16 protein-coding genes and 1 tRNA gene are annotated in these 18,595 nt (G+C 68.8%); 11 read left to right on the plus strand and 6 right to left on the minus strand.

The features are described from left to right. Positions 1–26 precede the first annotated feature (26 nt). Positions 27–596 carry a MarR family winged helix-turn-helix transcriptional regulator gene (locus AB4Z48_RS23085; protein ID WP_441618387.1) on the minus strand — a complete coding sequence of 190 codons (570 nt, stop codon included), beginning with the start codon at positions 594–596 and terminating at the stop codon, positions 27–29. A 309-nt stretch (positions 597–905) separates the two neighbouring features. On the opposite strand from AB4Z48_RS23085, the gene AB4Z48_RS23090 reads away from it, so the two are divergent. The 6 genes from AB4Z48_RS23090 to AB4Z48_RS23115 all read left to right on the plus strand — a co-directional run bounded on the left by AB4Z48_RS23090 (position 906) and on the right by AB4Z48_RS23115 (position 7,417). After that, a complete protein-coding gene (locus AB4Z48_RS23090) occupies positions 906–1,895 on the plus strand; it encodes a Bug family tripartite tricarboxylate transporter substrate binding protein (RefSeq protein ID WP_441618227.1) in 990 nt (329 codons plus the stop codon). A gap of 84 nt (positions 1,896–1,979) precedes the next feature. Then, positions 1,980–4,286 carry a xanthine dehydrogenase family protein molybdopterin-binding subunit gene (locus AB4Z48_RS23095; RefSeq protein ID WP_441618229.1) on the plus strand — a complete coding sequence of 769 codons (2,307 nt, stop codon included), beginning with the start codon at positions 1,980–1,982 and terminating at the stop codon, positions 4,284–4,286. Next, the gene (locus tag AB4Z48_RS23100; RefSeq protein ID WP_441618231.1) at positions 4,279–5,145 is read left to right on the plus strand and encodes an FAD binding domain-containing protein; all 867 of its coding nucleotides are present in this window, start codon (positions 4,279–4,281) and stop codon (positions 5,143–5,145) included. Before AB4Z48_RS23095 ends, AB4Z48_RS23100 begins: the two co-directional genes overlap by 8 nt. Before the next feature lie 9 nt (positions 5,146–5,154). Beyond that, positions 5,155–5,631, plus strand: a complete 477-nt coding sequence (locus tag AB4Z48_RS23105; protein WP_441618233.1) for a (2Fe-2S)-binding protein — start codon at positions 5,155–5,157, stop codon at positions 5,629–5,631. Next, the gene (locus AB4Z48_RS23110; protein ID WP_441618235.1) at positions 5,621–6,448 is read left to right on the plus strand and encodes a CoxG family protein; all 828 of its coding nucleotides are present in this window, start codon (positions 5,621–5,623) and stop codon (positions 6,446–6,448) included. The genes AB4Z48_RS23105 and AB4Z48_RS23110 overlap by 11 nt, the downstream gene beginning before the upstream one ends. Before the next feature lie 150 nt (positions 6,449–6,598). Further along, a complete protein-coding gene (locus AB4Z48_RS23115; protein WP_441618237.1) occupies positions 6,599–7,417 on the plus strand; it encodes an IclR family transcriptional regulator in 819 nt (272 codons plus the stop codon). Between the two features lie 43 nt (positions 7,418–7,460). On the opposite strand, the gene AB4Z48_RS23120 is transcribed toward AB4Z48_RS23115, so the two are convergent. The 5 genes from AB4Z48_RS23120 to AB4Z48_RS23140 all read right to left on the minus strand — a co-directional run bounded on the left by AB4Z48_RS23120 (position 7,461) and on the right by AB4Z48_RS23140 (position 10,349). Next, on the minus strand, positions 7,461–7,784 hold the full coding sequence (locus tag AB4Z48_RS23120; protein ID WP_441618239.1) for a hypothetical protein: 324 nt from the start codon (positions 7,782–7,784) through the stop codon (positions 7,461–7,463). Positions 7,785–8,019: 235 nt separating this feature from the next. Beyond that, a tRNA-Val gene (locus tag AB4Z48_RS23125) sits at positions 8,020–8,094 on the minus strand. Positions 8,095–8,237: 143 nt separating this feature from the next. After that, positions 8,238–8,975 (minus strand): DNA polymerase III subunit epsilon, encoded by a 738-nt coding sequence (gene dnaQ / locus AB4Z48_RS23130; RefSeq protein ID WP_441618241.1) that lies wholly within the window; start codon positions 8,973–8,975, stop codon positions 8,238–8,240. Positions 8,976–9,037: 62 nt separating this feature from the next. Continuing rightward, positions 9,038–9,475 carry a ribonuclease HI gene (gene rnhA, locus AB4Z48_RS23135; RefSeq protein WP_441618389.1) on the minus strand — a complete coding sequence of 146 codons (438 nt, stop codon included), beginning with the start codon at positions 9,473–9,475 and terminating at the stop codon, positions 9,038–9,040. Positions 9,476–9,557: 82 nt separating this feature from the next. After that, on the minus strand, positions 9,558–10,349 hold the full coding sequence (locus tag AB4Z48_RS23140; RefSeq protein ID WP_441618243.1) for a class I SAM-dependent methyltransferase: 792 nt from the start codon (positions 10,347–10,349) through the stop codon (positions 9,558–9,560). A gap of 10 nt (positions 10,350–10,359) precedes the next feature. Between AB4Z48_RS23140 and gloB the strand changes: the two genes are divergently transcribed. From gloB to AB4Z48_RS23165, 5 genes are all read left to right on the plus strand, one after another. Continuing rightward, positions 10,360–11,163 (plus strand): hydroxyacylglutathione hydrolase, encoded by an 804-nt coding sequence (gloB, locus tag AB4Z48_RS23145; protein ID WP_441618245.1) that lies wholly within the window; start codon positions 10,360–10,362, stop codon positions 11,161–11,163. A gap of 158 nt (positions 11,164–11,321) precedes the next feature. Then, the gene (locus AB4Z48_RS23150; protein WP_441618247.1) at positions 11,322–12,989 is read left to right on the plus strand and encodes a transglycosylase SLT domain-containing protein; all 1,668 of its coding nucleotides are present in this window, start codon (positions 11,322–11,324) and stop codon (positions 12,987–12,989) included. A gap of 200 nt (positions 12,990–13,189) precedes the next feature. After that, positions 13,190–15,118 carry a propionate--CoA ligase gene (locus AB4Z48_RS23155; RefSeq protein WP_441618391.1) on the plus strand — a complete coding sequence of 643 codons (1,929 nt, stop codon included), beginning with the start codon at positions 13,190–13,192 and terminating at the stop codon, positions 15,116–15,118. Between the two features lie 210 nt (positions 15,119–15,328). Beyond that, positions 15,329–17,743, plus strand: coding sequence for a bifunctional salicylyl-CoA 5-hydroxylase/oxidoreductase (locus AB4Z48_RS23160; protein WP_441618249.1), 2,415 nt, complete (start codon positions 15,329–15,331; stop codon positions 17,741–17,743). A gap of 2 nt (positions 17,744–17,745) precedes the next feature. Beyond that, positions 17,746–18,546 carry an SDR family NAD(P)-dependent oxidoreductase gene (locus AB4Z48_RS23165; RefSeq protein ID WP_441618251.1) on the plus strand — a complete coding sequence of 267 codons (801 nt, stop codon included), beginning with the start codon at positions 17,746–17,748 and terminating at the stop codon, positions 18,544–18,546. Positions 18,547–18,595: the final 49 nt, after the last annotated feature.

Genomic DNA, 18,595 nt, shown 5'->3' on the forward strand with positions numbered 1-18,595 from the left:
CCCGGCGGGCGCCCTGTGCGCCCGCGCTATTCGCCTTCGCCGCCGCTGCCGTCGCCGCCTGCCTGGCGCGGCGTCACGCACAGCCCGTGCAGCTTTCTCAGCGCCTGGTACATCGCCCGGCGTTCTCCCGGCTCCAGCAGCCGTATCACCTCCGCCTGGCTCTTCCTGGCCAGCGGCATCACCTGCTCGTGCAATGCCAGCCCCGCCGGCGTGATGCTGCAGATCAGCTTCTTGCGCGGCGTATTGCCCTCCGAATCCAGTTGCACCAGCCCGCGGCCTTCCAGCAGCCGCAACGTGCGGCTGACCAGCGCCTTGTCCGAGGTGGACTGCAGCACGAGCTCGGCAAACGGCAGCGGCCGCGCATGCGCCAGCAGCGCCAGCACGCGCCATTCCGGCACGCTCAATTCGAATTTTTCCGCGTAGGGCAGGGTTACGGTGCGCCGCAGGGCGTTGACCAGCTGGCTCAGCATGGTGGTCAGGAAGTCGTCGACGACCAGGCCGCTGCCGTTCTCGTCCAGCTCGGCCCACGGGCAATCAGTGCGGGCACGCGCGGCGGCGTCCTCCGCGTGGCCGGCTTCGCGCTTGATGGGATCCATGTCGTTCGGGATGTGCCGCATGGCGGCATGTGATGTGGAGGCTGATTGTCTCATGACGCGCTTGCGCCACGTCTTCGCGGTCGATTTCGCGACGAAATAAACATAAGTAAACGCGCGTGTGTCAATTGGGGTTTAGCGTAAGTTGAGTCATCAACAAACGTATTCTACGATGTTGTGTATGTTCCTGATGTAAATCTATGTTTCACCAATAAAACGCAAAAGCGAAGGCGTTCCCATCGTCCGCCGACCCCAACCTGTCTCCCCGCGGCCACTCGACGCGGACCTGGAGCGCCCCCACAGGAGCCATAGATGAAACCTGCCCGACGTCACATCCTTGCCGCGGCCATCGCTGCGCTGCCCTTTGTCGCCCTGGGGGGCGGCCCGCTCGCGCAGGCCGCCTATCCCGTCAAGCCGGTCACGATCGTGGTGGCCTATCCACCAGGCGGTGATACCGATTCCATGGCGCGGATGTATGCCGAGAAGCTGTCGGTGCGACTCAAGCAGCCGGTCATCGTGGAGAACAAGCCGGGCGCGGGCGGCGTGGTGGGCAACGCCATGGTCGCGCGCGCGCCGGCCGACGGCTATACGCTGCTGTTCACGCCCAACCCGTTCACCACCGCGCCGATGGTGCTGAAGCTGCCGCCCGCATCCAGCTACGACGCGCTGCACGGCTTTACCCCGGTCATCCAGACCGGTACGCAGACCGTGCTGCTGGTGGCGTATCCGGGCGCCGGCATCAAGACCGTGCAGGAGATGGTGGCCGCGGCCAGGGCCGGCAAGCCGCTGACCTACGCGAGCCCCGGCGCCGGCTCGCCCATGCATATCGCGGGCGAGTGGGTCAACCACGCCGCCGGGGTGAGGATCCAGCACGTGCCGTACCGCGGCGTGGCGCCGGCGGTCAACGACGTGGTGGCGGGGCACGTCAACTTTGCCTACGTCACGCTGGGCCCGGTGGCGCAATACATCAACACCGGCAAGCTGGTCGCGCTGGCCGTGACCGATCCGAAGCGCTCTGCGCTGCTGCCGAACGTGCCGACGCTTGCCGAGCTCGGCTACAAGGACGTGGTGGTGGGCGCATGGCATGGCGTGATGGCGCCCAGGGGCACGCCGGCGGACATCGTCCGGCAGCTCAACGATCAGCTCAATGAGATCGTGAAGATGCCGGACATCGCCGAGAAGATGGCCACCTTCGGCGCGGTGCCGGTGGGCGGCGCGCCCGGCGTGCTGGAGAAGGTCAACGCCTCCGACTACGAGCGGCTGGGCAAGGTCATCAGGGATTTCGGCATCACCGCCGAGTGATTGCCCCCGGGCGGTGCGCACCGGCGGCAGGCGCGCGCCGGTGCACGCATCGTTTTGTTCGGATTTCAGATCAGGGAGGTCGGCATGAGTACGTCGACAGTGGGAACCTCCACGCCGCAGGTGACAGCGCGGGAAAAGGTGCAGGGCAGGGCCGTGTATGCAGGCGACATCAAGCAGGCCGGCATGCTGCACGCCAAGGTGCTGCGCAGCCCGCATCCGCACGCGCGCATCGTGCGCATCGACACCGCGGCGGCGCGCGCGCTGCCGGGTGTGAAGCTGGTGCTGACCGGCGCGGATACGCCGAAGCGCCTGTGGGGGCCGCACCGCAAGGAGCAGCGCATCCTGGCCGCGGGCGTGGTGCGCTACGTGGGTGAGGAGGTTGTGGCGCTCGCCGCGGTCGACGAGGAAACCGCGCGCGACGCGCTGGACCTGATCCGCGTGGAGTACGAAGAGCTGCCTGCCATCCTCACGCCCGACGCAGCGCTTGCCGAGGGCGCGCCCGAACTGCACCAGGGCACCCGCAATATCGCGCACGAGATGCATATCGAGCGCGGCGATATCGAGGCCGGCTTTGCCAGGGCCGCGGTGGTCCATGAGGCTACCTACGACATGCAGTCGCAATATCCCGGCTACCTGGAGCCGATGGCCACCGTGGCGGCGCAGGATGGCAACGGCCGCCTGACGGTGTGGGCGTCGACGCAGTCGGTGTTCCTGGCGCGCGCGCGGCTGGCCGAGGCGCTCGACCGCCCGGTCTCGACCATCCGCGTGATCCAGGCCGTCACCGGCGGCGGTTTCGGCGCCAAGATCGTGGAGGAGAACAACAGCCTGATCGCGGCGCTGCTGGCGAGCCGGCTGGAGCGGCCGGTGCGCTTCGTCAACAGCCGCCTGGAAGATTTCCTCGGCGCGCGCTCGAGCGTGCCGGCCCGGGTATGGCTGAAGATGGGGCTCGACGCACAGGGGATGATCGTCGCCAAGCACGTGCGCATCACGGCGGAATGCGGCGCCTACGCGGGACTGGCCGGCGACGTGATGCACGTGAGCGCGATGCGCAGCGACAATATGCACCGGGTGGAGAACGTGCGCTCCGATGCGGTGCTGGCCTACACCAATACGCAGCCGCGCGGCGCGTTCCGCGGCTTCGGCGGGCAGCAGATGCTGTTCCCGCTGAACAGTCACCTTGCGGTGCTGGCGGACATGCTCGGCATGGATCCCTTCGAAGTGCACAAGCGCAACGCCATCCGTACCGGCGATACCAGCGTGCACGGCTGGAAGATCGGCAGCAGCGGCCTGGCCGAATGCCTGGAGCAGACCCGCGAGGCGATCCGGTGGGACGCGCGCCGCGCCGCCGCCGCGGCGCAGACCGGCCCGCGCCGGCGCGGGCTCGGCATCGCCGCGGCCATGCATGTCAGCGGCAACCGCACGCTGGGTAACTGGGACGGCTCCACCATCTTGCTCAAGGTCAACGAGGACGGCCGCGTGCTGCTGCTGACCAGCGAGTGCGACATGGGGCAGGGCGCCAACACCATGCTCAGCCAGATCTGCGCGCAGGAGCTGGGCATTCCCCTGGCGCACGTCACCGTGGCCGCGCCGGACACCGACGCCGCGCCGTTCTGCCTCGGTTCGCTGGCGTCGCGCGTGACCATCATCTCCGGCAACGCGGTGCTGCGCGCCGCGCGCGAAGCGCGGCTCAAGCTGCTGACAGTGGCCGCGGAAAAGCTCGGCGTGCCGCGTGACCGGCTGGAGATCGCCGATGGCGTGATCCGCGCGTGCGCGGGCGATGGCGAGAACGCCGGCAAGCAGGCCACGCTGGCCGAGATCGCGCGCCTGCATATCTTCCGCCACGGCGGCGAGGGGCTGATGGTGCGCGCCACCTACGATGCGCCCACGGTGATGCACGACGCCGACTACTACGGCAATATCGCGCCCGCCTATTCCTTCGCGGCGCAGGCCGTCGAGGTGGAGGTGGATACCCAGACCGGGCAGGTCACGGTCATCGACAGCTTTGTCTCCGACGACTGCGGCAAGGCCATCAACCCGCTCGCCGTGCACGGCCAGACGCACGGCGCCACGGTGCAGGCCATCGGCTGGACGCTGTACGAGCACCTGCTGGTCGAAGACGGCCGCATCCTCAACGGCAATTTCGCCGACTACAACATGCCCACCGCCGACGCCGTGCCCGCGCTGCGCACCGAGGTGGTGGAATCCAACGATCCCAACGGCCCGTACGGCGCCAAGGGCGCCAGCGAGACGGCCATCCTGCCGGGTGCCGCGGCCATCGCCAATGCGGTCTGCGACGCCGTGGGCGTGCGCATCCGCTCGCTGCCGATCACGCCGGAGAAGGTGCTGGCCGCGCTGCGCGCGCGCCGGCAAGAGGAGGCACGCCATGCGTGATTTCGAGTTCCTGGAACCCGGCTCGGTGCAGGAAGCCAGCCGCATGCTGGCCGACCTCGGCGACCAGTGCCGGGTGATGGCCGGTGGCACCGCGCTGATGCTGGGCATGCGCCAGCGCATGGTGACGCCGTCGCACGTGGTCTCGCTCGGCCGGCTCGATGCGCTGCGCCAGATCGACTACGACCCGCGCGGCGGGCTGCGCATCGGCGCGCTGGCGCTGCACGCGCAGGTCGCGCGTTCACCGCTGGTGCAGGCGCATTACCCCATGCTCGCCAGCATGGCGGCACGGGTTGCCAACCCGCAGGTGCGCAACCAGGGCACGCTGGGCGGCAACCTCTGCTACGCCGATCCCGCCACCGACCCGCCGGGCTGCCTGATGGCGCTGCAGGCGCAGGTCGTGCTCGCCGGCAGCCGCGGCGAACGCGTGCTGGAGATGGAGGATTTCCTGGTGGACTACTACACCACCGCGCTGGCGCCCGACGAACTGGTGACGGAGATCCGTGTCCCGGCGCCCGCGCCCGATGCGCACGGCCACTATGCACGCTTCCTGCGCACCGCCGCCGAGCACCGGCCGCTGGCCAGCGTGGCGCTGCTGGCGCGCCGCGCCGGCGCCACCTGCGTGGAGGCGCGCCTGACGGTCGGCGCCTCCACGCCGGTCCCGGCGCGCCTGCGGCGCGCCGAGGCCTTCCTCGCCGGCAAGACGGTCACGCCGGAGGTCGCCGCCGAAGCGGCAGACATCGTCGCGGCCGATATCGAGCCGGTATCCGACCTGCGCGGCGATGCGCACTATCGCCGCGAAATGGTTCGCGTGGTGGCGCGGCGCAGTATCGCGACGCTGTTCGGCCTGGCCACGGACTAAGGAGCCTTGATGAAAAAGATCACCATCGAACTGAGCGTCAACGGCGAGCCGCACCGCGTGGAGGCGCCCGCGCGGCGCCTGCTTTCCGACCTGCTGCGCGACGACCTCAACCTGACCGGCACCAAGCGCGGCTGCGAGACCGGCATCTGCGGCGCCTGCACCGTGCTGGTGGACGGCGAAGCGGTGAAGTCCTGCCTGATGCTCGCCGTGCATGCGCGCGGGCGCGAAGTCAGCACCGTCGAGGGCCTGGCCAGCGGCGGCGAACTGCACCCGCTGCAGCAAAGCTTCATGGAATGCGGCGGCCTGCAGTGCGGCTACTGCACCCCCGGATTCCTGATGACCTCCTGCGCCATGCTGGCGCACAACCCCAATCCCACAGAAGAGGAAGTGCGCGCCGGCCTGAACGGCAACCTGTGCCGCTGCACCGGTTACGTCGGCATCGTCGAATCCATTCTGTGCGCCGCGGAGAAGATGCGTGGAAATTGAAAAAACCCTGGTCGTCGGCGCAGCGCCGGCGCGTGTATGGGCGCTGTTGCTCGATCCCAATGTGATGGGCGGCTGTGTGCCCGGCATGCAGTCGATCGATGTGATCAGCGATGTGGAGTACGTCTCGGTCATCCAGGTGAAGATCGCCTTCATCAACGCGCGCTTCCGCCTCAGGACGAATATCGTGGAGATGCGCGCGCCCGGCTACCTGCGCACCGAAGGCACCGGCGAGGACGCCTCCGTGGCCAGCTCGCTGCGGCAGTCCAGCGAAGTGTTCCTGAGCGCGCAGCCGGACGGCGGGACCGAGCTGCGCATCAAGCTCAGCGTGGACGTGCTGGGGCGCCTCGGCACCTTCGGCCTGAGCGTGATGAAGACCAAGGCCGACCGGATGTGGGAGGAGTTCGGCGCCAATCTCTGCGCGCGGCTCGAGGCGGCTGAGGGGGCCGAGGGGGCCGAGGGGACGAGCCCGGCGGCCGCCATGGCCGGCGCCGGACAGCAGGCGGCACGGCAGGCAGCCACGGTCCCGCCGGCGCCCGCGGCCACGTCCGCCGTGCCGGTGGCCGAGGCCGCGCCGGCACGGCAGGCTGCGGACCAGGCCGCGCGTCCGGCCCGGGCCGTGCAGGCCACGCACAACGGCAGCGCCGGTTGGTGGTCGCGCCTGTTCTCGCCGGCGGCGGCCGCGGCACCGGCGCAGCGCGGCCCGCTGTCTGACATCTGCATCGAGGTGCGCCAGCCCGACGCCACCATCACCGTGCGCTGGCCGGTGCAGCACGCGGGCGAGTGTGCCGCGTGGTTGCGGGACTACCTGAAGCCCTAGGCCGGTGTCGCGGGCGGCTCCGTGCGCGGGGCTGGCGACTGGCGCGCCGTGGCGGGCAAAGTGGCCCCGGCGCCGGGCATGGAGCAGGCGCGGCGCCAAAGCCGTTACCATATCGCCATGCCACAGCACGCCAATCGCACAGACGACACCATGACAGACGCCCTCGAGCCTGCCGATCCGCAGGACAAGTACATCGTCCCGGGCCTCGAGCGCGGCCTGCGCCTGCTCGGCGAATTCAGCCGCCACGAGAAGACGCTGTCGGCGGCCGAGCTGGCGCGCCGGCTCAAGGTGCCGCGCTCCACCGTGTTCCGCCTGCTCACCACGCTGGAGATGATGGGCTTTGTCGAGCGTACCGACGGTGGCCGCGAGTTTCGCCTGGGCATGGCGGTACTGCGCCTGGGCTTCGACTACCTCGCCTCGCTGGAACTCACCGAACTCGGCCGCCCGCTGCTCGACCGCCTGCGCGACGAGATCAGCTATCCCTGCAACCTGGTGGTGCGCGATGGCCGCTCCATCGTCTATGTCGCCAAGTCCGTCGCGCCGACGCCGTTCGCCAGCTCCGTCAACGTCGGCACGCGCCTGCCCGCGCACGCCACCGTGCTCGGCCGCGTGCTGCTCGAAGACCTCACGCTGGCCGAACTGCGCGTGCTCTATCCGGAGCCGCAGCTCGAAGTCTTCTCCGACAGCACGCCCAAGACCGTGGAAGCCTTGTTCGACATGGTCCAGCGCGACCGCGAGCGGGGCTACGTCCTGCAGGAAGGCTTTTTCGAGACCAGCATCTCCACCATTGCCGCTCCGGTGCGCGACCGCACCGGCAAGGTGGTGGCCGCGCTCGGCGCCACCATCCCGGCCTCGCGCATCGACCCGGAGAAACTGGACATCATGGTGGAGCAGGTGAGGGGAGCCGCGGCCGAATTGTCGCGGCTGCTGGATTACCGGCCGGCCAGAAGCGAGTTGCTGGCGCTGTAGAGCGGCAGGTGCGGTGGCGGGTGGCCTCGACCGGCCAACCCGCTCAACCCGCGCGATTGAGGATCGACAGTACCCAGATCGCCAGGATGGGCGCACCGGCAAGGTAGCGCAACCAGGGATCCCGGCTGGCGGCCCACAGCGCCCAGAGTGCGGACAGGGCTGCGGCGAAAACGAACGCGCAGGCCGCCGCGTAGTATTCCCTGGCCCGGTAGGCCCGCAATTCGGCGAACGGACCTTGCGCGCTGTCGGCATGGGCGGGAGCGGAGGCGGCGGCCCACAACTCGGCGATCATGATGGCGCAGACAAAGCCGAGCGCCAGCGTCAGCAGCCACCTGGCCGCGCTCACCCATCGTGAAATTCTTCTCATGGCGGGAACCGTCATCGTATATGCGCCTTGGGCGCGACGGTTCCAGATTTACGGGAGGCGGCGGTGGGATTCAGGCGGAAAGTTCTGAATCGGGGCGGGGGATTTCTGGAAACGGAAGCGGCGGCGATGCGTGCTGGATTACGCGCCAATTACGCGCCACACAGTGCCATCAAGAGCCACCAAAGAAAAAAGGACCTGGGCTGTCGCCTCAGGTCCTTCGTTCTTCACCGAATTCTGGTGGGTGGTACAGGGATTGAACCTGTGACCCCTGCCGTGTGAAGGCAGTGCTCTACCGCTGAGCTAACCACCCCTGCTGCTGCGTTGTTGCTGCCGTGCTGCAGAGAAACGAAATTATGCCGGTACCTCTGTATCTTGTAAAGCCCTTTCTTGGAAATTTCTTCAAAAAAGTGGTCCGGCGCATCCATGGGCCTGCCGCGGCGCTTGGGCCGTGGCCTACGCGGCTTGCGCGGCGGGGGCTGCGATGGCTTGCGCGGACTCTTGCCACACCACTTTGCCGCCGCTGGCCTTGTCGAGTTGCTTGAGCACGCCGAGGTGAGCGTCGACTTCCTCGTCGCTGGCCATCAGCACGGGCAGGGCCAGGCGGGAGAGGTCGGCGGCCGCCACCGCGCCGCTTTCCTCGCCGCCGCCTTCGAGCATGTCGATCACCAGCGAGTTCTGGCCGCGCGTCATGGCGAGGTAGACCTCGGCCAGCAGCTCCGCGTCGAGCAGTGCGCCGTGCAGCGTGCGGTGCGAATTGCCGACGCCGAGGCGATCGCACAGCGCGTCGAGCGAATTGCGCTTGCCGGGGAACATCTGGCGGGCTTCGCGCAGGGTGTCGATCACGCTGCCGGCGTGCTCGCGGAACGGCGGCAGCCCGAGCAGCTTGAATTCCATGTCGAGGAAGCCAAGGTCGAAGGGCGCGTTGTGGATGATCAGCTCGGCGTCCTGGACGAACTCGCGGATCTCGTGGACGACTTCGGCGAACTTCGGCTTGTCGGCCAGGAAGTCCACCGTGATGCCGTGCACCGCGATCGCGCCTTCGTCGATATCGCGTTCGGGGTTGACGTAGAAGTGCAGGTGCCGCCCCGTGAGGCGGCGGTTAAGCAGCTCCACGCAGCCGATTTCAATCAGGCGGTCGCCGCTGGCGGCGTTGAGGCCGGTGGTTTCGGTGTCGAGAACGATCTGTCGCATGGCGGGCATTCTAACCGGTGAGGCGCGGCGGCCGTCGTGCGGCCGCGGCGCCTGTCGCTTGCTTATCCCTGCAGGGAGGCCACGCCGCGGTTGGCGAGGGCGTCGGCACGCTCGTTGCCGGGATGGCCGTTGTGGCCGCGTACCCAGTGCCAGGAGATATCGTGTCCCTGGGCGAGCTTGTCCATTTCCTGCCAGAGGTCGGCATTCTTCACCGGTTTCTTGTCGGCGGTCTTCCAGCCACGGGCCTTCCAGCCCGGCAGCCATTCGCCGATGCCTTTCTGCACGTACTGGGAGTCGGTGTAGACGGCCACGCGGCACGGCCGCTTGAGGGCGCGCAGCGCTTCGATGACGGCGGTCATCTCCATGCGGTTGTTGGTGGTGTTCTGCTCGCCGCCGAACAGCTCCTTCTCGTTGGCGCCGGCGACCAGCACCGCGCCCCAGCCGCCGCGGCCGGGATTGCCCTTGCAGGCGCCGTCTGAATAGATGATGACGTCTTCGATTTCGTTGCTCATGGATTCGCAGCTGGGGGCCGGCAGCCTCGGGGGGCGCCGGCCGGGTTGTTGGATGGGCAGGCGGTGGCGTTCAGTGCTCGTCGCCGGGGGCCTTGCCGTGGGTGCCGGTGGGCGTGGCCACCGGCGCGGCGACCGGCGAAAGCGCGGGCTTGGTGGCTTTCCAGGCGGGGCCGACCAGGCGGATATTGCGCACGCGCTTGACTGCAGAGATCATATAGACGGAACCGAAGATCGGCCACCAGCGGTCGCCGGCCTTCTCCATGAAGGCGGCGCGCTGCAGCCAGCGTTCGGTCCGGTACGGCGGGCAATAGCAGCCGAAGCGGCCGCGGATGATATCGAAACCGAGCAGCTTGAGCCAGTCCTTGATGCGCACGAAGCCGATCGACTGGTTGTCGTTGGGCAGGAACGGGTCGGCGCCGAGCCGCTTGAGGCCCTGGCGCGCGCCCCACAGGCTCATGGGATTGAAGCAGGTGATCACGACGCGGCCTTCGGGCATCAGCACGCGGGATACCTCGCGCAGCACTTCATGGGGGTCTTCGGAAAACTCCAGGATGTGCGGCAGGGTAAGGAGGTCGATACTCTGGGTCGCGAACGGCAGTTCGTCGAAGCGGCACAGCAACTGGCGCGCGTCGACCTGGGCGCGCGGGCCGTGAGGGCCGCTGCCGGGCGCCAGCGCCAGTGCGGAGAACGGCATGCGGTTCTCGCGCAGGGTGTCGACATGGGGCAGGCCGAGCTGCACGGCGTGGTAGCCGAAGATGTCCGCCACGGTCCGGTCGTACTGTGCCTGTTCCCATTGCAGCATGTACTGCCCGGGTGGCGAGGCAAGCCAGTCTTCCCAACTTATAATCGGACGCTTGGACATAGGAGCACGCATGTTGAAGGTGGAGCCGATTTCCGCATTCCAGGATAACTATATCTGGGCAATCCACGACGGTCACTGCGCCGCCGTGGTGGACCCGGGCGAGGCCGCGCCGGTCGAGGCCTTCCTGGCCGGCAGGGGGCTGGTCCTGGGCGCTATTGTAATCACCCACCACCATGGCGATCACCAGGGTGGCGTGGCCGGGCTGCTGGCGGCGCACCCGAGCGCGCCGGACGGCATGCCGATGCCGGTGATCGGGCCGGCCGGCGAGCGCATCGACGGGCGTACCGTGGCCGTGCGCGAAGGCGACACGGTGGACGTGGCGTATCCGGCCATGCGACTGCGCGTGCTGGACGTGCCGGGCCATACCGCCGGCCACGTCGCCTACGTGGCCGACCTGCCGGGCGCCGGGCCCGCCGTGTTCTGCGGGGATACGCTGTTCGCCAGCGGCTGCGGGCGCCTGTTCGAGGGCTCGCCGGCGCAGATGCTGGCGTCGCTGGACAAGCTGGCCTCGCTGCCCGGCGATACCCGGGTGTACTGCGCGCACGAGTACACTCGCAGCAATGTCCGCTTTGCCCGCGCGGTGGAGCCGGGAAATGCGGCGCTGGCCGCCTGGGACGCGCGCGTGGAAGCGCTGCGCGCGGCCGGCACGCCGACCGTGCCGACCACCGTGGCGCAGGAGCGCGAGGTCAATCCCTTCCTGCGCTCGCGCGAGCCGGACGTGCGCCAGGCCGTGGCGGCCCACGCCGGCGGTCCGGCCAGCGACGACGCGGCGGCCTTCGGCGCGCTGCGCGGATGGAAGGATAATTTCCGCTGATTTCGTGCGCAGGCGCGGCTGGCCGATGCCTGCCGGCGCTTGTCGCATACATTACCTGCCGCGCCGGCCAGCCGCCGCGGCCGGGAGAATTTCATTGACGCGAAAGCCGGATTTTTTTAGCATCAGGCAAATTTTTAGCGTCACGATTTGAGAACTTAATGAAAATTGGTCGATTACTGGTGGTGTTTGCGTGTGCCGCGCTGCTTGCAGCGTGCGCCAGCACGCCAACCCCGCCTGAAGCCGCCGACGGCGGCACCCCGACCGCCTCCGCTACCAGGCCGGCTATCTCGAAGCCCGATCCGCTCAACTCGATCAACAGCGCCTCCGTCATCAACGTGGACAGCGACAGCCTGGGCTGGCTGCGTGGCCCGTCGAGCGACATCTGGGACCGCATCCGCCGCGGGTTCGGCATGCCCGACCTGGAAGGCACGCTGGTTGACGATCGCACGCAGTGGTACGCGCAGCGGCCGGACTATATGGAACGGATGGTGGGGCGCTCGAGCCGCTACCTGTATCACATCGTCGAGGAGCTGGAACGGCGCAAGATGCCCACCGAGCTGGCGCTGCTGCCGTTCGTGGAGAGCGCCTTCAATCCGCAGGCGGAATCGACCGCCAAGGCCGCCGGCATGTGGCAGTTCATCCCGAGCACCGGCAAGACCTACAACCTGAAGCAGAACATGTTCCGCGACGAGCGGCGCGATGTGCTGGCTTCGACCGACGCCGCGCTGGACTACCTGGCGCGGCTGTACGACATGTTCGGCGACTGGCAGCTCGCGCTGGCCGCCTACAACTGGGGCGAGGGCGCGGTCTCGCGCGCGATCGCGCGCAACCAGGCGCGCGGGTTGCCGACCGACTATGCCAGCCTGAACATGCCCAACGAGACGCGCTACTACGTGCCCAAGCTGCAGGCGGTCAAGAACATCATCGCCAATCCGCAGATGTACGGGGTCAAGTTGCCGGACATCCCGGATCACCCGTATTTCGTCACGGTGACCACCTCGCGCGATATCGACGTCACGCTGGCCGCCAAGCTGGCCAACCTGCCGCTCGACGAATTCAAGGCGCTCAACCCGTCCTTCAACCGGCCGGTGATCCTCGGCGCGGCCAATCCGCAAATCCTGCTGCCGTTCGATAACGCCGAGCGCTTCCAGTACAACCTGAACACCTACCGGGGCGGCCTGTCGAGCTGGACCGCGGTGACGGTGGACAACCGCGAGCGCATCGAAGCGCTGGCGGCGCGGCTCAATATCGATGCCGACACCATCCGCGACATCAACCGCATTCCCAAGGGCATGCGGCTAAAGGCCGGCTCGACGGTGGTGGTGCCGCGTTCCGGCGAGCATAACCAGGACATCAGCGCCACGCTGGCCGACAGCGCGATGATGGCCGTGGAGCCTGATGTGCCGGATGCGCGCCGCATCGTGGTGCGCGCCGGGCGGCGCGATACGGTGGCGTCGGTGGCGCACCGCTATGGCGTGTCGCAGGGCCAGGTGCAGTCCTGGAACAAGCTGTCCGGCACCAAGCTGGTGTCGGGGCAGAGCCTGGTGCTGATGGTGCCGGCGCGCAGCCGCTTCGCCAGCGCACCGGCCGAACCGTCGACGGCGTCCGCGCTGGTGCCGGTACACGCCGAGCCGGCGCACGCCGCGGCCGGGGGCCATGGCGCGCGCCAGCGCGTCACGGTGGAAGCCGCGCCGCGCAAGGGCGCAGCCGCGGCGGCCAAGGCGCCCGCCAGGGCCTCGTCGTCCAGGGCGGCGCCCGCGGTGGCGTCGGCCAAGGCCAGCACCAAGGCGGCTGGCAAGGCCTCCGGCAAGGCGCGCGCGCACTGATCGCACGGCGCGGGTTTGTGCTGGATCAAGGGCGTGCCGCTGGCACGCCCTTTTTGTTTTTCGGCGCGGCGCGCGGTAAGTCTTGCGTAAGGCGGCGTGGCCAGACTGCAAGCGCCGCCGGTGGTGGCAAACTAATGGCAGGCAGCGCCTGGTGACCCGTCACCGGTATCCGGAGATGGCCAGCGGCTGCCGGCACAGAAATCAGACAACCCGCGACAAAGCGGAGGAGACAAGCCATGACGGCAACCCGTGCCCTGCACGCCCGGTCCTTGAGCGATCCCGCAGGTTTCTGGGCCGAGCAGGCCCGCCGCATCGAATGGGAAACGCCGTTCGATACGGTGCTGGACGACAGCCGCGCGCCATTCACCCGCTGGTTCGCCGGCGGGCGCACCAATCTCTGCCACAACGCCGTGGACCGCCACCTGGCGGAGCGGGCCGGCCAGCCGGCGCTGGTCTACGTGTCCACCGAGACCGGCGAGCACCGCAGCTACAGCTACGCGGAGCTGCACGACGAGGTCAACCGCATGGCGGCGATCCTGCAGCAGATGGGCGTGGCCCGCGGCGATCGCGTGCTGATCTACATGCCGATGATTCCCGAGGCGGCGTTCGCCATGCTGGCCTGCGTGCGCATCGGCGCCATCCATTCGGTGGTGTTCGGCGGCTTCGCTTCGGTCAGCCTGGCCGCGCGCATCGACGACGCGCAGCCGCGCGTGGTGATCAGCGCCGATGCCGGCTCGCGCGCGGGCAAGGTGGTGCCCTACAAGCCGCTGCTCGACGAGGCCCTGCAACTGGCCGCCTACAAGCCGGAACGCGTGCTGATGGTGGACCGCCGGCTCGCCCCGATGACGCTGGTCGCCGGCCGCGACGAAGACTACGCTGCCTGGCGCGAACGCGTGGGCGCGGCGCGGGTGCCGTGTACGTGGCTGGAATCGAGCGAGCCGTCCTACGTGCTCTACACCTCGGGCACCACCGGCAAGCCCAAGGGCGTGCAGCGCGATACCGGCGGCCACGCCGTGGCGCTGGCCACGTCGATGGAGTACATCTTCTGCGGCAAGCCTGGTGACACCATGTTCTCCAGTTCCGATATCGGCTGGGTGGTGGGGCACAGCTATATCGTCTACGGCCCGCTGCTGGCCGGCATGACCACGCTGCTGTACGAAGGCACGCCGGTGTACCCGGACGGCGGCATCCTCTGGCAGCTGGTGGAGCAGTACCGCGTGAACCTGATGTTCAGCGCGCCCACCGCGATCCGCGTGCTCAAGAAGCAGGATCCCGCCTGGCTCACGCGCTACGACCTGTCCGGCCTGCGCCTGCTGTTCCTGGCCGGCGAGCCGCTCGACGAGCCCACCGCGAGCTGGATCCAGCAGGGCATCGGCAAGCCGGTGGTGGACAACTACTGGCAGACCGAGACCGGCTGGCCGATCATCGCGATCCAGCGCGGCATCGATCCGCTGCCGGCCAAGCTGGGCTCGCCCGGCGTGCCGGTGTACGGCTACGACCTGAAGATCGTCGACGAAGCCACCGGCGCCGAGTGCCCGCGGGGCCAGAAGGGTGTGCTCGCCATCGACGGGCCGCTGCCGCCCGGATGCCTGAGCACCGTGTGGGGCGACGACGAGCGCTTCGTCCGGACTTACTGGAGCGGCGTGCCGGGCCGCCGCTGCTACTCCACGTTCGACTGGGGCGTGCAGGACGAGGATGGCTACATCTTCATCCTTGGCCGCACCGACGACGTGATCAACGTGGCTGGCCACCGGCTCGGCACACGCGAGATCGAAGAGAGTATTTCGTCACATCCGGCCGTGGCCGAAGTGGCGGTCGTGGGCGTGCAGGATGCGCTCAAGGGCCAGGTGGCGATGGCCTTCGTCATTGCGCGCGACGCGGGCCGCACCGCTACCCAGGCCGACCGCCTGGCGCTGGAAGGCGACGTGATGAAGACCGTGGACCGCCAGCTCGGCGCGGTGGCGCGACCGGCGCGGGTGTTCTTCGTCAACGCGCTGCCCAAGACCCGCTCGGGCAAGCTGCTGCGGCGCGCCATGCAGGCCGTGGCGGAGGGCCGCGACCCGGGCGACCTCACCACCATCGAGGACCCGACCGCGCTGGCCCAGTTGCGGGCGGCGATGCAGGGCTGAGGAGAAGAAGGGCGGCGGCCCCGGCTGGCGGGGCCGCCGCTGCGCCGCCGCAGAGATTGTGCTTGCCAGCCGCCGCCATGCGGACTAATATTTTAAGCATAAAATATTTAAGCATGATCTAGATGCGCAGCCGCGCATCGCATGCGCCGAAATATGCTGTCCGTGCCGCTGGCTTGCGCCGCGGCGGCACCGGCGCGCTGGAGACGAAAGATGCGAGTGTTGTGTATCGGCGGTGGCCCTTCGGGCCTGTACTTCGGCCTGCTGATGAAGCTGCAGGACCCCGCCAACGAGGTCTACGTGGTGGAGCGCAACCGCCCCTACGACACCTTCGGCTGGGGCGTGGTGTTCTCGGATGCCACCATGGACAACCTCAAGGTCGCCGACCCGGTCAGCGCGCGCCAGATCGACGAGGCCTTCAACCACTGGGACGATATCGACGTCCATATCGGCGGGCGCACCATCCGCTCCGGTGGCCACGGCTTCATCGGCATCGGCCGCAAGCGCTTGCTCAATATCCTGCAGGCGCGCTGCGAGGAACTCGGCGTGCACCTGGTGTTCGAGACCGACGTCGCGGATGACCAGGCACTTGCGCAGCAATACCAGGCAGACCTGGTGATCGCCTCCGACGGCATCAACAGCCGTGTGCGCGGGCGCTACGCCGACACCTTCCGGCCCGATATCGATACGCGCCGGTGCCGCTTTGTCTGGCTCGGCACGCACAAGCTGTTCGACGCCTTCACCTTTGCCTTCGAGAAGACCGAGCACGGCTGGTTCCAGGCCCATGCCTACCGCTTCGACGACCATACCTCCACCTTCATCGTGGAAGCGCCCGAGCCGGTGTGGCGCGCGGCAGGGATCGAGCAGATGAGCCAGGAAGAGGGCGTGGCGTATTGCGAGCGCCTGTTCGCGCGCTACCTGGACGGCAACCGCCTGATCAGCAACGCCACCCACCTGCGCGGCTCCGCCAGCTGGATCCGCTTCCCGCGCGTGATCTGCCATACCTGGGTGCACTGGAACACGCTTGCCGACGGCCGTCGCGTGCCGGTGGTCCTGATGGGGGATGCCGCGCACACGGCGCATTTCTCGATCGGCTCGGGCACCAAGCTGGCGCTGGAAGACGCCATCGAGCTGGCCAACAATATCCGCGATGCGGGCGCCGGCGGCGCCGACGTGCTGCCGCAGGCGCTGGAGCGCTACCAGGCCAGCCGCAGCGTGGAAGTGCTGAAGATCCAGAATGCCGCGCGCAACTCAACCGAATGGTTCGAGAACGTGGCGCGCTATGCCGGCATGGCGCCCGACCAGTTTGCCTATTCGCTGCTGACGCGCTCGCAGCGCATCTCGCACGAGAACCTGCGCGTGCGCGATGCGGGCTATGTGGACGATTTCGAGCGCTGGCTGGCAAGCCAGGCCGCGGCCGACGTGGCGGGGGCGCAGACGGCCGCGCCGCAAGCCGGCGCGCGCGCCGTGCCGCCGATGTTCACGCCGTTCCGCGTGCGCGACGTCACGCTGAAGAACCGCGTGGTGGTATCGCCGATGGCCATGTATTCCTGCGAGGACGGCGTACCCGGCGATTTCCACCTGACCCACCTGGGCGCGCGCGCGCTCGGCGGCGCCGGCATGGTGGTGGCGGAGATGACCTGTACCTCGCCGGACGCGCGCATCACCCCGGCTTGCCCGGGCTTGTGGAATGACACGCAGCGCGACGCGTGGCGCCGCATCGTGGACTTCGTGCACGCCAACAGCGATGCGCGCATTGCCATGCAGATCGGCCACGCGGGGCGCAAGGGCTCGACACAGCTCGGCTGGGAGCAGATGGACTACCCGCTGGACAACGGTAACTGGCCACTGCTGTCGGCCTCGGCGCTGCCCTATATGCCCGGCATCTCGCAGGTGCCGCGCGAAATGACGCGCGCCGACATGGACCGCGTGCGCGACGATTTCACGGCCGCCGCGCGGCGCGCCGCCGAGGCCGGCTTCGACTGGCTCGAGCTGCATTGCGCGCACGGCTACCTGTTGTCGAGCTTTATCTCGCCGCTGACCAACCTGCGTGGCGACGAATACGGCGGCTCGCTGGCCGCGCGCCTGCGCTATCCGCTCGAGGTCTTCGCGGCGGTGCGCGCGGCGTGGCCGCAGGAGCGGCCCATGTCGGTGCGCATCTCGGCGCATGACTGGGTCGAGGGCGGCATCACGCCCGACGATGCAATCGAGATCGCGCGCGCCTTCAAGGCCGCCGGCGCGGACATGATCGATTGCTCGTCGGGCCAGGTGAGCCCGGACCAGGCACCGGTGTATGGGCGCATGTACCAGACACCGTTCGCCGACCGCATCCGCAACGAGGCCGGCATCGCCACCATCGCCGTGGGCGCGATCTTCGAGGCCGACCACGTCGACAGCATCATCGCTGCCGGCCGCGCGGACCTGTGCGCGATCGCGCGTCCGCACCTGGCGGACCCGGCCTGGACCATCCACGAGGCCGCGCGGATCGGGCATCGCGAACTGGCCTGGCCGAAGCAATACCAGGCCGGCAAGCGCCAGCTCGAGACCAATCTGGAACGTGCGGCGCAGATGGCGCAGCAACAGGCAAGACAAGAGGCGCTGCATGCGCGCCAGGCGGAGGGTCTTTGAACATGGGTGCACAGCATTCCCTGCAGGGCCGGCACGCCCTGGTCACCGGCGGCGGTCGCGGCATCGGCGCCGCCATCGCGCGGCGCCTGCTGGCGCACGGCGCCAGCGTCACCCTGCTCGGTCGCGACGCGGCCACGCTGGCCGCCACCGCCGATGCGCTGGCCGATGCGGTGGTGCCGCCGGCCGTGCTCGGCACGGTCAGCGCGGATATCTCCAGCGCCGACAGCGTGTCGGCGGCGTTTGCCGCGGCCGCGCAGAGGGCGGGGCGCATCGACGTGCTCGTCAACAACGCCGGGCAGGCGCGCAGCGCGCCCTTCATGAAGACCGACCTGGCGCTGTGGCAAGGCATGCTCGAAGTCAACCTGACCGGCACCTTCCTGTGCACGCAGGCGGCGCTGCCCGGCATGCTGGAGAACGGCTGGGGCCGCATCGTCAACGTGGCCAGCACCGCCGGCCTGGCTGGCTATGGCTATGTCAGCGCCTATTGCGCGGCCAAGCACGGCGTGATCGGCATGACGCGGGCGCTGGCGCTCGAGACCGCCAGCAGCGGCGTGACCGTCAACGCGGTCTGCCCGGGCTACACCGAGACCGACATCGTGCGTGACGCGGTGGCCAATATCGTGCGCAAGACCGGCCGTAGCGAGGCGCAGGCCCGCGCCGATCTGGCCAAGGGCAATCCGCAGGGGCGCCTGGTGCAGCCCGAGGAAGTGGCGGATGCGGTGGCATGGCTGTGCCAGCCGTCGGCCAGCGCCATCACCGGACAGTCGATCCCGGTGGCCGGCGGCGAAGTCATGGCCGGCTGAGCCCCGCGCGGCGAGACGCAAGCACACAACGCAATCCAACGAATCCCTG

Source organism: Cupriavidus sp. 2TAF22, from assembly GCF_052115045.1.
Classification (GTDB): Bacteria; Pseudomonadota; Gammaproteobacteria; order Burkholderiales; family Burkholderiaceae; genus Cupriavidus.